Origin of the sequence: Massilia sp. ST3, assembly GCF_018119405.1 — a bacterium.
Taxonomy (GTDB): domain Bacteria; phylum Pseudomonadota; class Gammaproteobacteria; order Burkholderiales; family Burkholderiaceae_D; genus Telluria.
In genome coordinates, this window is record NZ_JAGPWC010000017.1 from 19,444 (window position 1) to 32,701 (window position 13,258).

Sequence of the window (13,258 nt, forward strand, 5' to 3'; positions counted from 1 at the left end):
CCTCGACGCCACCCGCGCGGCGCTGCGCGACGCCGCGGCCGGCCACGACCTGGTCCTGACATCGGGCGGCGCCTCGGTCGGCGAGGAAGACCACGTGCGCGCGGCGGTCGCCGCCGAAGGCAGCATCGCCTTGTGGAAGATCGCCATGAAGCCCGGGAAGCCTTTGGCTTTCGGGTCCGTCGGAAGCGCCCATTTCCTCGGCCTGCCAGGCAACCCGGTGGCCGCCTTCATCGGCTTCCTGGTGTTCGCGCGCCCCTTCATCCTGCGCCTGCAGGGCGCGCGCGAGGTACGGCCGGCGCCGCTGATGCTGCGCGCCGATTTCCAGGTCGACCGTCCCGACCAGCGCCTGGAATTCCTGCGCGCGCGCGTCAACGCCGCCGGCGCGCTCGAACTGCTGCCGCACCAGGGCTCGGCCATCCTCGGCTCCGTGGTCGGCGCGGACGGCCTGGTGCTGCGCGCGCCCGGCCAGTCCATCGCGCGCGGCGACGCCGTCCCCTACCTGTCCTTCGCCTCCCTCCTCGCCTGACACTCCCTAAGCCATTGTGACTAGGCGTTCGCGCCGGCCTAGCCCATCCGGCGAGCCGTGCCTAGGCCGATTCCTTTGCTGCGCTTCACCCTCCGGCGAATGGCCGGGCTGAGGCGCGCCCCGTAGGCTTGCAGGTATCGCGACCTACGACAAGGAGAATCACATGGGAACCGACAGGAGGCCGTTTTCGGTCCTCGCCAGCAGCACCTTCGCCTTCACGATCTGTTTCGCCATCTGGATGATGTTCGCGGTGCTGGGCATCCCGATCAAGACCCAGCTGGGCCTGAACGAGACCCAGTTCGGCCTGCTGGTCGCCACGCCGGTCCTGACCGGCGCCCTGACCCGGGTGCCTCTCGGGATCTGGACCGACCGCTTCGGCGGACGCATCGTCTTCTTCAGCCTGATGCTGGCCTGCGTGCTGCCGATCTGGCTGATCGGCTACGCCACCCAGTACTGGCATTTCCTGGCGCTCGGCCTGTTCGTCGGCCTGGCCGGCGGCTCCTTCTCGGTCGGCACGCCCTATGTGGCGCGCTGGTACAAGCAGGAGCGCCGCGGCTTCGCCATGGGCGTGTTCGGCGCCGGCAATTCGGGATCGGCCCTGACCAAGTTCGTGGCGCCCGCCATCATCGCGGCCTGGGGCTGGCAAGCCCTGCCCCAGTCCTACGCCGCCCTGATGCTCGGCACCGCCGTGCTGTTCTGGTTGTTCTCCTACTCCAACCCCTCGCACCGCAGCGCCGGCGGCTCCACCTTCAGCCAGCAGCTGGCGGTGCTCAAGGATCCGCGCGTGTGGCGCTACTGCCAGTACTACTCGGTGGTCTTCGGCGGCTACGTCGCGCTGGCCCTGTGGATGACCAAGTACTACGTCGGCGAATACGGCTTCGACCTCAAACACGCCGCCCTGCTGGCCGCCTGCTTCTCGCTGCCCGGCGGCGTGCTGCGCGCGCTCGGCGGCTGGATCTCGGACAAGTACGGCGCCTACAAGGTCACCTGGTGGGTGATGTGGGTGTGCTGGGTTTGCTTCTTCATCCTGTCGTATCCGCAGACCACGATGAGGGTGCAGACCGTCGACGGCGGCATGGACCTGGCGCTCGGCCTGGGCCCGGTCAGCTTCACCGTCCTCCTGTTCGTGGTCGGCGTGGCGATGGCGGTCGGCAAGGCCTCGGTCTTCAAGTTCATCGCCGACGACTTCAGCGACAACATCGGCGCCGTGTCCGGTGTGGTCGGGCTGGCCGGCGGGCTGGGCGGCTTCATCCTGCCGATCATGTTCGGCGCCATCGTCGACTTCACCGGCATCCGTTCCAGCTCTTTCATGCTTCTGTACGGCACCGTCTGCGTCTCGCTGATCTGGATGCACTACTCCTTCAAGCCGCAAGGCCTCGCTACCCCCGCCGGCGCCGCGCCGCTCAAGCGCGCGGCCTGATGCGATTCAACCTAACCTGACTGGAGAAACAACGTGAGCCGCTATCTCATCTCGACCTGGGAACCCGAGGTTCCCGCTTTCTGGCAAAGCCGGGGCAAGTCCACGGCCAACCGCAACCTGTGGATCTCGATCCCCGCCCTGATGCTGGCCTTCGCGGTCTGGATGGTGTGGAGCGTGGTGGTGGTCAACCTGCCCAACATCGGCTTCACCTACAGCACCAACCAGCTGTTCTGGCTGGCCGCCGTGCCCGGGCTGTCGGGCGCCACCTTGCGCATCTTCTATTCCTTCATGGTGCCGGTGTTCGGCGGCCGCAAGTGGACCGCCATCTCCACCGCCTCGCTCCTGATCCCGGCGGCCGGCATCGGCTTCGCGGTGCAGGACCCGTCCACCGGCTACCCGACCATGCTGTTGCTGTCCCTGCTGTGCGGCTTCGGCGGCGGCAACTTCGCCTCCTCGATGGCCAACATCAGCTTCTTCTTCCCCAAGTCGCAGAAGGGCTACGCCTTGGGCATGAACGCCGGCCTGGGCAACCTGGGCGTGTCTGCGGTGCAGTTTGTGGTGCCCCTGGTGATCACCGCCGCGGTGTTCGGGGGCGATCCGCAGACCTGGATCAAAGGTGAAGAAACGAAGCACATGTGGCTGCAGAACGCGGGCTTCATCTGGGTTCCGTTCATCGCCGTGACCGCGATCGCCGCCTGGTTCGGCATGAACGACCTGGCCTCGGCCAAGGCCTCCTTCGCCGAGCAGGCCGTGATCTTCAAGCGCAAGCACAACTGGCTGATGTGCTGGCTGTATGTGGGCACCTTCGGCTCCTTCATCGGCTACTCGGCCGCCTTCCCGCTGCTGACCAAGACCCTGTTCCCGGACGTGAACCCGCTGCAGTACGCCTTCCTCGGCCCGCTGGTCGGCGCCCTGGCGCGCGTGGCCGGCGGCTGGATCTCCGACCGCCTGGGTGGCGCCGTGGTCACCCTGTGGACCTTCGTCGCCATGATCGCCGCGGTGCTGGGCGTGCTGCACTTCCTGCCCGCCGCCGGCACGGCCGGCAGCTTCTGGGGCTTCTTCTGGATGTTCATGGTCCTGTTCGCCTGCACTGGCGTGGGCAACGCTTCTACCTTCCGCATGATCCCGGTGATCTTCCTGACCCTGCACCAGCGCGCCTGCGCCGGCAAGCCGGCCGCGATCCAAGCCCAGGCCGTCGCCAACGCCAACAAGGAAGCGGCCGCGGTGCTGGGCTTTACCTCGGCGGTGGCTGCTTACGGCGCCTTCTTCATCCCGAAGAGCTACGGCACCTCGATCGCCCTCACCGGCGGCCCGGGCGCGGCCCTGTGGTGTTTCATCGGCTTCTACACCACCTGCATCGCCATCACCTGGTGGTGCTATGCGCGCAAGGGCGCCGAGATGCCCTGCTAGTTCCAAATGACTAGTCGGCCTAGTCCCAATGCGGGACCGGGACCGACTTCCTGCGAATACTCAACCGGGAGCCCGGATCCTACACTGGCTCCAGCTGCACGCACCGTAATTCTGAATGCGCCCCGCCCCCTGGCGGGCGCACCGATGGAGAAACCATGAGCCACTTTTTGGACCGCCTGAAGTTCTTCGGCACCCCCAAGCAAACCTTTTCGAACGGCCACGGCGCCGTCGTCCAGGAAGACCGTACCTGGGAAAACGCTTACCGCCAGCGCTGGCAGCACGACAAGATCGTGCGTTCGACCCACGGCGTCAACTGCACCGGCTCGTGCAGCTGGAAGGTCTACGTCAAGAACGGCCTGATCACCTGGGAAACCCAGCAAACCGACTACCCGCGCACCCGCCCCGACCTGCCCAACCACGAGCCGCGCGGCTGTCCGCGCGGCGCCAGCTATTCCTGGTACGTGTATTCGGCACAGCGCGTCAAGCACCCGATGGTGCGCGGCCGCCTGATGCAGATGTGGCGCGAGGCGCGCATCACCCGCGATCCCGTAGGCGCCTGGGAGTACATCAGCCAGGACCCGGAGCGCGCCCGCAGCTACAAGTCGGTGCGCGGCCAGGGCGGCTTCGTGCGCGCCAGCTGGGACGAGGTCAACGAGATCATCGCCGCCGCGAACGCCTTCACCATCAAGAAGTATGGCCCGGACCGCATCATCGGCTTCTCGCCGATCCCGGCCATGTCGATGGTCAGCTACGCCGCCGGCACCCGCTACCTGAGCCTGATCGGCGGCGTCGCCATGAGTTTCTACGACTGGTACTGTGACCTGCCGCCGTCCAGCCCGCAGGTCTGGGGCGAACAGACCGACGTGCCGGAATCGGCGGACTGGTACAACTCGACCTACCTGATGGTGTGGGGCTCGAATGTGCCGATGACCCGCACCCCGGACGCCCACTTCTACACCGAGGTGCGCTACAAGGGCACCAAGACCGTCGCCGTGTCCTCGGACTTCGGCGAGATGGCCAAGTTCGGCGACATCTGGCTGGCGCCCAAGCAGGGCACCGACGCCGCGCTGGCGATGGCCATGGGCCACGTGATCATGAAGGAGTACCACGCTACCGGCAAGTCGGCCTACTTCAACGCCTACGCCAAGCAGTACACCGACTTCCCCATGCTGGTCCTGCTCAAGGAACGCGACGGCACCCTGGTGCCCGACTACTTCCTGCGCGCCTCCCACCTGGCGAACAGCCTGGACGAAACCAACAACCCGGAGTGGAAGACCCTGGTGCTCGACCAGGCCAGCGGCCGCATCGTCGCGCCGAGCGGCTCGATCGGCTTCCGTTGGGGAGAATCCGGCAAGTGGAACCTGGAACAGAAGGAAGGCACGAGCGGCGCCGCCATCGACCCGCAGTTGTCCCTGATCGAGGCCAATGACGGCGTGGTCCCGGTCGGCTTCCCGTACTTCGGCGGCAAGGACGCCGACGACCTCCTGCTGCGCAACGTGCCGGTGAAGAGAATCTCCCTGGCCGACGGCAGCGAAGCCCTGGTCACCACCGTGTTCGACCTCTCGATGGCCAACTACGGCGTCGACCGCGGCATCTGCCCGAACGCGGCGAAGAGCTACGAGGACGACGTCCCGTATACCCCGGCCTGGCAGGTCAAGCACACCGGCGTCAAGGCCGCCGACGTGATCACCGTGGCGCGCGAGTTCGCCGACAACGCCGACCGCACCAGGGGCAAGTCGATGGTCATCGTCGGCGCCGCGCTGAACCACTGGTACCACATGGACATGACCTACCGCGGCATCATCAACATGCTGATGATGTGCGGCTGCATCGGCCAGAGCGGCGGCGGCTGGGCCCACTACGTTGGCCAGGAAAAGCTGCGTCCCCAGACCGGCTGGACCCCGCTCGCCTTCGCGCTCGACTGGAACCGTCCATCGCGCCAGATGAACTCGACCTCCTTCTTCTACGCCCACACCAGCCAGTGGCGCCACGAGAAGCTGCACACCGACGAGATCCTCTGCCCCACCGCCGACGGCGAACTGGGCGAGATGTCCCTGATCGACTTCAACGCCAAGGCCGAGCGCATGGGCTGGCTGCCGTCCGCGCCTCAGCTCGAGACCAATCCGCTCGAGGTGGTGCGGGCGGCCGAAGCCGCCGGCCAGGATCCGGTCAAGTACGCGGTCGAGCAGATCAAGACAGGCAAGCTGAACTTCTCCTGCGACGACCCGGACAACCCCGCCAACTTCCCGCGCAATATGTTCGTGTGGCGCTCCAACATCCTGGGCAGCTCGGGCAAGGGCCACGAATACTTCCTGAAGTACCTGCTGGGCACCCAGAACGCCCTGATGAGCGACGAGGACGAGTGCATCAAGCCGCGCGACATCAAGGTGCGTCCGGCCGCCGAGGGCAAGCTCGACCTGCTGGTGGTGCTGGACTTCCGCATGTCCACCACCTGCCTGTACGGCGACATTGTGCTGCCGACCGCCACCTGGTACGAGAAGGACGACCTCAACACCTCGGACATGCACCCTTTCATCCACCCGCTGTCGGAAGCCGTGCAGCCGCTGTGGCAGTCGAAGTCGGACTGGGAGATCTACAAGGGCATCGCCGCCAAGTTCTCGGAGATCGGCGGCGCCTACCTGGGCACCGGCAAGGACCTGGTGCTGACCCCGCTGATGCACGACACCCCGGGCGAACTGGGCCAACCCTTCGATCCCAAGGACTGGCGCGCCGGCGAGTGCGAGCCGATCCCGGGCAAGACCATGCCGGCCATGACGGTGGTCGAGCGCAACTTCGCCGACGTCTACAAGAAGTACACCTCGGTCGGCCCGCTGCTCGAGAAAGCGGGCAACGGCGGCAAGGGCATCGGCTGGAAGACCGAACACGAGGTCGAGATCCTGCGCGGCATCAACCGCACGGTGCTCGAGGAAGGCGTATCCAAGGGCCAGCCGCGCCTCGATACGGCGATCGATGCCGCCGAGATGATCCTGTCGCTGGCGCCCGAGACCAACGGCCACGTGGCGGTCAAGGCCTGGGACGCGCTGTCCAAGATCACGGGCCGCGACCACACCCACCTGGCGATCCCGCGCGAGCACGACAGCGTGCGCTTCCGCGACGTCCAGGCCCAGCCGCGCAAGATCATCTCCTCGCCCACCTGGTCGGGCCTGGAGAGCGAGGAAGTCAGCTACAACGCCTGCTACACCAATGTGCACGAACTGATCCCATGGCGCACCCTCACCGGCCGCCAGCAGTTCTACCAGGACCATGCCTGGATGCGCGACTTCGGCGAGGGGCTGTGCGTGTACAAGGCCGCGATCAACACCAAGACCACGGAGGCGATGCTGAATGCCCGCCCGAACGGCAACAAGGAGATCGCGCTGAACTGGATCACTCCGCACCAGAAATGGGGCATCCACTCGACCTACTCGGACAACCTGCGCATGCTGACCCTGTCGCGCGGCGGCCCCCACGTGTGGCTGTCAGAGATCGACGCCAAAGCGGCCGGGATCGAGGACAACGACTGGATCGAGGTGTTCAACGTGAACGGCACCCTGACCGCGCGCGCCGTGGTCAGCCAGCGCGTGCCGGAAGGGATGACCCTGATGTACCACGCCCAGGAAAAGATCGTCAACGTGCCGGGCGCCGAGACCTCGAAGAAGCGCGGCGGCATCCACAACTCGGTCACCCGCGCCGTGACCAAGCCGACCCACATGATCGGCGGCTACGCCCAGCTGTCCTACGGCTTCAACTACTACGGCACGGTGGGCTCGAACCGCGACGAATTCGTCCTGGTGCGAAAGATGCGCGACATCGACTGGATGGAAGGCGCGCGCGACGAATCGCGCCCGAACGGCGATGTGAAGACCGGCCAGGGTCCGCTGCGCGCGGTGAACGCGGCCAGGAAGCCGGCCAGGGCGGCCGAGACCGAACCCGCCATCGCCCTCGCGCCGTCGCCCAAGGGCGCATGAGAATCAATCAGGAGTCAATATGAAGATCAGAGCACAAATCGGCATGGTGTTAAACCTGGACAAGTGCATCGGTTGCCACACCTGTTCGGTGACCTGCAAGAACGTCTGGACCAGCCGCGACGGCGTCGAGTACGCGTGGTTCAACAACGTCGAGACCAAACCGGGCATCGGCTATCCGAAGGAATGGGAAAACCAGGACAAGTGGAACGGCGGCTGGAAACGCCTCCCCTCGGGCAAGATCGAGCCGCGCCAGGGTTCGCGCCTGAAGATCCTGGCGAACATCTTCGCCAATCCCAACCTGCCGGCGATCGACGAGTACTACGAGCCCTTCACCTACGACTACGAGCGCCTGCAGAACGCGCCGCTGTCGGAGACGCCGCCGACCGCGCGCCCGATCTCGGTCTTGACCGGCAAGAAGATGGACAAGATCGAGTGGGGCCCGAACTGGGAGGACGACCTGGGCGGCGAATTCGCCAAGCGCAGCAAGGACAAGCTGTTCGACAACGTGCAGAAGGAGATGTACTCGACCTTCGAGAACACCTTCATGATGTACCTGCCGCGCCTGTGCGAGCATTGCCTGAACCCGGCCTGCGTGGCGTCTTGCCCGTCCGGCTCGGTATACAAGCGCGAGGACGACGGCATCGTGCTGATCGACCAGGACAAGTGCCGCGGCTGGCGCATGTGCATCTCTGGTTGCCCCTACAAGAAGATCTACTACAACTGGTCCTCGGGGAAGGCCGAGAAGTGCACCTTCTGCTACCCGCGCATCGAGGCCGGCCAGCCGACCGTGTGTTCCGAAACCTGCGTGGGCCGCATCCGCTACCTGGGCGTGCTGCTCTACGACGCGGACAAGATCGAGGCCGCGGCCTCGGTGGCCGACGAGCAGGACCTGTACGAGGCCCAGCTTGGCCTGTTCCTCGACCCGCACGATCCGAAGGTGATCGAGGAGGCGCGGCGCCAGGGCATTCCCGACGCCTGGCTGGAATCGGCCAGGCGCTCGCCGGTGTACAAGATGGCGGTCGAGTGGAAGATCGCCTTCCCGCTGCACCCGGAATACCGCACCTTGCCGATGGTCTGGTACATCCCGCCGCTGTCGCCGATCCAGGCCGCCGCGGAAAGCGGCAAGATGGGCATGAACGGCATCCTGCCGGACACCCGCAGCCTGCGCATCCCGGTGCGCTACCTGGCCAACCTGCTTACGGCGGGCAAGGAGGCGCCGGTGGTCCATGCGCTCGACCGCATGCTGGCGATGCGCGCCTACATGCGCGCCAAGTCGGTGGACGGCGCCGGCGACCTGAAGGTGCTGGAACAGGTGGGCCTGAGCCAGGCGGTGGTCGAGGACATGTACCACATCATGGCCATCGCCAACTACGAAGACCGCTTCGTGATCCCGAGCAGCCACAAGGAGATGGCCGAGGACAGCTTCAACGAGAAGGGCTCCTGCGGTTTCTCGTTCGGCAACGGCTGCTCGGACGGCGTCAGCGACGCCTCCCTGTTCGGCAAGAGGAAGCAGGGTTCGGTGACGTTCGTCTCCATGCCCAAGTCGCGCAAGAAAAAAGAAGCCGAGCAGGCGTAAGCCCGGCCACCGTCCAAGGAACCACTATGCAACACTTTCAAATCCTGTCGGCCCTGCTGCTCTATCCCGAGCCTGAACTGGTGGCCGCGCTGCCCGAGCTGGAGGCCGGCCTCGAACACAACCCGCGCATGCTGGCCGTGCTGCGCCCGGTGTTCGAGCACCTGGCGCGCGCAGACCTGATCACCCTGCAGCAGGTCTACGTCCAGACCTTCGACCGTACGCCCTCGCACTCGCTGCACCTGTTCGAGCATATCCACGGCGAATCGCGCGACCGCGGCCAGGCCATGGTCGACCTGATGGAGGAATACAAGAAGCACGGCCTGGCCATGACCGAGGACGAACTGCCCGACTACGTGCCGCTGTTCCTGGAATTCCTGTCCCAGCTGCCGACCGAGGACGCCGCCGGGCGCCTGCTGGGCGACGCGGTGCACGTTCTGGCCCACATCGGCCGCAAGCTGTCCGCCAACGGCAGCGTCTACGCCTGCGTGTTCGAGGTGCTGGAAGGACTCAGCCCGGTCGCGGCCGAGGCGCTCAGCGAGCCGCCGGTCAAGGACATGGACGAGGCCCTGGAAACCTTCGGCCCGGGCGTGGACGGCGTCGAACCGCTGCTCAAGCCCCAGGCCGGGGGCCTGCAGCCGATCAACTTCTACCCGAAAGGCACGCACCGCGCGGCCGCCGCCCAGCACTAGGAGACCACCATGAACTACCTGCACCACTTCACCTTCGGGATCTATCCCTACATCGCGCTGGCGATCTTCCTGCTGGGAAGCCTGATCCGTTTCGACCGCGAGCAGTACACCTGGAAGTCGGAATCGAGCCAGGTGCTGCACCGCGGCAGCCTGCGCCTGGGCAGCACCCTGTTCCACATCGGCGTGATCGGCCTGTTCTTCGGCCACGCCGCCGGCCTGCTGACCCCGGTTTGGGTCTGGGACACGCTGGGCGTGCCGCACGGCGCCAAGCAGCTGTTCGCGATGGTCGCGGGCGGCGTCATGGGCACGCTGTGCCTGATCGGCATCCTGCTGCTGCTGGCGCGCCGCTTCGCCAGCGACCGCCTGCGCAAGGTCACCAGCTTCAAGGACAAGATCGTGCTGCTGTGGATCCTGGCCACCCTGCTGCTCGGCCTGTACTCCATCGTGGTCTCGGCCGACCACCTCGACGGCCACACCATGGTCCAGCTGATGCAGTGGGCCCAGCACATCGTGACCTTCCGCGGCGACGCCCCCGACTTCATCCTCGATGCGCCGCTGGTGTTCAAGCTGCACCTCTTCATGGGCATGTCGCTGTTCGTGATCTTCCCGTTCACCCGCCTGGTGCACGTGTGGAGCGGCTTCGGCGCCGTCGCCTACCTGGGCCGCGCCTTCCAGCTGGTCCGTCCACGTTGATCGAGCAAGGAGACTATCATGGGACTGTCCGTCAACGGCGTCGACATCGACGACAGCGCGATCGCGCAGGAACTGCCGCACCACCAGGGCAGCGCCAATCCGCTCAAGGAAACGGTGCACGAAGTCGTGCTGCGCACCGTACTGCTGCAGGAAGCGCGCCGACTGGGCCTGGACGGGCGGGATGAGGATGCCCTCATCGAGGCGCTGTTCGAGCGCGAGGTGCGGGTGCCGCCGGCCGACGAAGCCGCCTGCGCGCGCTTCTACAGCCAGCATCCGCAGCGCTTCACCAGCGGCGAGATGCTGGAAGCGCGCCACATCCTGTTCCAGGTCACGCCGAGCGTGCCGCTGGAGCTGGTGCGCGATACCGCGGAAGGCGTGCTGGAGGCCCTCAAGGCCGAGCCGGGACGCTTCGAGGAACTGGCGCGCCAATACTCGAACTGCAGCTCGGGCGCGGTCGGCGGCCAGTTGGGCCAGCTGTCGCGCGGCCAGTGCGTGCCGGAGTTCGACAAGCTGCTGTTCCGCCTGGGCGAAGGCGAACTGGCTTCGCGCCTGGTCGAAACCCGCTTCGGCCTGCACATCGTGCAGGTGCTGCGTCGCGTCGAAGGCAGGCTGCTGCCATTCGCCGCCGTGCACGCCCAGATCGCCGACTACCTGAGCACGGCGGCCTGGCAGCGCGGCATCCACCAGTACATGCAGCTGCTGGTCGGTCGCGCCGAGATCGGCGGCGTCACGCTGGACGGCGCTTCCACCCCGCTGGTGCAGTAGGCCGTCCCATGGCGCATTCCCGCATGATGCTTCCCGTCCCGCCCGTGGCGCCGCATTCCGTGCTCGACGACCTGCAGGCGCTCGTGGCCGGCACCATGCTGGTGTCGCTGGGCGTCGGGCTGATGGGCAAGGCCGGCCTGGTCACCGGCGGCGTCGCCGGCCTGTGCCTGCTGCTGCATTACGCGAGCGGCATCGGCTTCGGCAAAATCTTCTTCGCCCTCAGCCTGCCCTTCTACGCCTTCGCCCTGCGCAAGCTGGGCTGGCGCTTCACGCTCAAGACCCTGGGCGCGGTACTGCTGTTCTCCTTCGCCAGCGAGCTGCTGCCGCGCGCCCTGGAGCTGGAGCGCGTGCATCCGCTGTACGCGGCCGTGATGGGCGGGGTCCTGGCCGGGGTGGGCCTGTTGATGCTGTTCCGCCACCAGGCCAGCCTGGGCGGCTTCAACATCCTGTGCCTCTACCTGCAGGAGCGCTTCGGCTGGCGCGCCGGCCTGGTGCAGCTGGCGCTGGACGCCTTGATCCTGCTGGCCTCGCTGGCCGTGATTCCGCTGCGCGCCTGGCTGCTGTCGCTGGCCGGCACCGCGGTCCTCAACCTGTCCCTGGCGATCAACCACCGCCCGGGGCGCTATCTGGCGCGCTGACGCGCCATTTCCCACCATGCAGATCGCAGATTTTTCCGATTTCCTCGCCGCAGCCCGCTCGCAGGACGAGCCGCAGCGGCTGCTGTTCGTGTTCGCCGTGGCCGAGCTTCCGCAGACCCATTCTCCCGGCCAGAAGAAGCGTTTCGAGGCCGGGCGCGGCGGCGCCCTGGCGCCGGTCATGTGCGTCGACAAGGCGCCTGCCGACCTGGGCGGCTTCGCCGCGCTGGCGGCGGAATCGCGCCATACCGGCCAAGCCTGGGACATGGTATTCGTGGCCGCGCTGCCCGGTCGCGACGACAAGACCCCGGAGCAAAACGACGTGGAGCGCGCGCTGCGCATGATGGTCGACGCGGTCCACCGCGGCGCCATCGAGCGCTTCCTGGCCTTCGACCCCGATGGCCTGACCGTGCAATTCCACTAGCCGCGCCCTTCTTGAACCAGTTCATGGCGCTTCCCCGGGCGCCGGGGCCATGCTCCGGCCAGGGTGAATGCCGCTCCCCCTTTTAGACGGAGATCCATGCCTTCCATCCTTACCGATACCACCACCGCCCCGGCGGCCAGGCCGGCCTTCGACCTGGTCTGCCCCGCCGGCAGCCTGCCTGCCCTGAAGGCCGCGGTCGACAACGGCGCCGACTGCGTCTACCTCGGCTTTCGCGACGCCACCAATGCGCGCAACTTCGCCGGCCTGAACTTCAGCGAACGCGCCATCGCCGACGGCATCGACTACGCCCACCGGCGCGGCCGCCAGGTCTTCCTGGCCCTGAACACCTATGCCCAGCCGGGCGCCCTGGAAACATGGCGCGGCGCGGTCGACCACGCCGCCGACCTCGGCATCGACGCCGTAATCCTCGCCGATCCCGGACTGATGGAATATGCCACGCGCACCTATCCGAAGCTGCGCCTGCATTTGTCGGTCCAGGGCTCGGCCACCAATGCCGAGGCGATCAATTTCTACCACCGCCACTTCGGCATCGCCCGCGCCGTGCTGCCGCGCGTCCTGTCGCTGGCCCAGGTCGAGCAGGTGATCGGCAACACCCCGGTCGAGATCGAGGTGTTCGGCTTCGGCAGCCTGTGCGTGATGGTCGAAGGACGCTGCCAGCTGTCCTCCTACGCCACCGGCGAGTCGCCCAACACCCACGGCGTGTGCTCGCCCGCCAAGGCGGTGCGCTGGCAGCCCACGCCAAAAGGGTTGGAAGCGCGCCTGAACGAAGTGCTGATCGACCGCTACGCCGACGGCGAGCATGCCGGTTATCCGACTCTGTGCAAAGGCCGCTTCGACGTAGGCGACGAAACCTATTACGCGGTCGAGGAGCCGACCAGCCTGAACACCCTCGAGATCCTGCCCAAGCTGGTCGCCCTGGGCGCCCGCGCCGTCAAGATCGAAGGCCGCCAGCGCAGCCCGGCCTACGTGGCCCAGGTCACGCGCGTGTGGCGCGAGGCGATCGACTGCTGCCTGTCGGAACACCAGCGCTACTCGGTCAAGCCGGCCTGGATGAACGAGCTGGACAAGGTGGCCGAGGGCCAGCAGCACACGCTCGGCGCCTATCACCGCCCCTGGAAGTGAACATGAACC

General features: G+C 66.7%; 10 protein-coding genes and 1 pseudogene. All 11 read left to right on the top strand.

Annotation, left to right across the window (positions count from 1 at the left end):
- Position 1: 1 nt before the first annotated feature.
- Positions 2 to 526: pseudogene (locus tag KBW98_RS07870) on the top strand (molybdopterin-binding protein); the annotation flags it as partial.
- A gap of 163 nt (positions 527 to 689) precedes the next feature.
- A complete protein-coding gene (locus KBW98_RS07875; protein ID WP_211519576.1) occupies positions 690 to 1,946 on the top strand; it encodes a nitrate/nitrite transporter in 1,257 nt (418 codons plus the stop codon).
- 33 nt (positions 1,947 to 1,979) lie between these two features.
- Positions 1,980 to 3,356, top strand: coding sequence for a NarK family nitrate/nitrite MFS transporter (locus tag KBW98_RS07880; protein ID WP_211519577.1), 1,377 nt, complete (start codon positions 1,980 to 1,982; stop codon positions 3,354 to 3,356).
- Between the two features lie 155 nt (positions 3,357 to 3,511).
- Positions 3,512 to 7,324: a nitrate reductase subunit alpha gene (locus KBW98_RS07885; protein ID WP_211519578.1), complete on the top strand. Its 3,813-nt coding sequence runs from the start codon at positions 3,512 to 3,514 to the stop codon at positions 7,322 to 7,324.
- Positions 7,325 to 7,343: 19 nt separating this feature from the next.
- Positions 7,344 to 8,900: a nitrate reductase subunit beta gene (narH, locus tag KBW98_RS07890; protein ID WP_211519579.1), complete on the top strand. Its 1,557-nt coding sequence runs from the start codon at positions 7,344 to 7,346 to the stop codon at positions 8,898 to 8,900.
- A gap of 26 nt (positions 8,901 to 8,926) precedes the next feature.
- The gene (narJ, locus tag KBW98_RS07895) at positions 8,927 to 9,589 is read left to right on the top strand and encodes a nitrate reductase molybdenum cofactor assembly chaperone (RefSeq protein WP_211519580.1); all 663 of its coding nucleotides are present in this window, start codon (positions 8,927 to 8,929) and stop codon (positions 9,587 to 9,589) included.
- Positions 9,590 to 9,598: 9 nt separating this feature from the next.
- Entirely contained in the window at positions 9,599 to 10,282 is a 684-nt protein-coding gene (gene narI / locus KBW98_RS07900) for a respiratory nitrate reductase subunit gamma (RefSeq protein ID WP_211519581.1), read from the top strand.
- An 18-nt stretch (positions 10,283 to 10,300) separates the two neighbouring features.
- Entirely contained in the window at positions 10,301 to 11,047 is a 747-nt protein-coding gene (locus tag KBW98_RS07905) for a peptidylprolyl isomerase (RefSeq protein WP_211519582.1), read from the top strand.
- A 23-nt stretch (positions 11,048 to 11,070) separates the two neighbouring features.
- Positions 11,071 to 11,685, top strand: a complete 615-nt coding sequence (locus KBW98_RS07910) for a YitT family protein (RefSeq protein WP_211519583.1) — start codon at positions 11,071 to 11,073, stop codon at positions 11,683 to 11,685.
- Between the two features lie 16 nt (positions 11,686 to 11,701).
- On the top strand, positions 11,702 to 12,106 hold the full coding sequence (locus KBW98_RS07915; RefSeq protein ID WP_211519584.1) for a hypothetical protein: 405 nt from the start codon (positions 11,702 to 11,704) through the stop codon (positions 12,104 to 12,106).
- A gap of 96 nt (positions 12,107 to 12,202) precedes the next feature.
- Entirely contained in the window at positions 12,203 to 13,249 is a 1,047-nt protein-coding gene (locus KBW98_RS07920; protein WP_211519585.1) for a peptidase U32 family protein, read from the top strand.
- Positions 13,250 to 13,258 lie beyond the last annotated feature (9 nt).

What these genes read in the sequence shown, in the direction of transcription:
- KBW98_RS07875 (WP_211519576.1), top strand. Translation starts at nt 690, where the DNA reads ATGGGAACCGACAGGAGGCCGTTTTCGGTCCTCGCCAGCAGCACCTTC.
- KBW98_RS07885 (WP_211519578.1), top strand. Translation starts at nt 3,512, where the DNA reads ATGAGCCACTTTTTGGACCGCCTGAAGTTCTTCGGCACCCCCAAGCAA.
- narH (WP_211519579.1), top strand. Translation starts at nt 7,344, where the DNA reads ATGAAGATCAGAGCACAAATCGGCATGGTGTTAAACCTGGACAAGTGC.
- narJ (WP_211519580.1), top strand. Translation starts at nt 8,927, where the DNA reads ATGCAACACTTTCAAATCCTGTCGGCCCTGCTGCTCTATCCCGAGCCT.
- narI (WP_211519581.1), top strand. Translation starts at nt 9,599, where the DNA reads ATGAACTACCTGCACCACTTCACCTTCGGGATCTATCCCTACATCGCG.
- KBW98_RS07905 (WP_211519582.1), top strand. Translation starts at nt 10,301, where the DNA reads ATGGGACTGTCCGTCAACGGCGTCGACATCGACGACAGCGCGATCGCG.
- KBW98_RS07910 (WP_211519583.1), top strand. Translation starts at nt 11,071, where the DNA reads ATGATGCTTCCCGTCCCGCCCGTGGCGCCGCATTCCGTGCTCGACGAC.
- KBW98_RS07915 (WP_211519584.1), top strand. Translation starts at nt 11,702, where the DNA reads ATGCAGATCGCAGATTTTTCCGATTTCCTCGCCGCAGCCCGCTCGCAG.
- KBW98_RS07920 (WP_211519585.1), top strand. Translation starts at nt 12,203, where the DNA reads ATGCCTTCCATCCTTACCGATACCACCACCGCCCCGGCGGCCAGGCCG.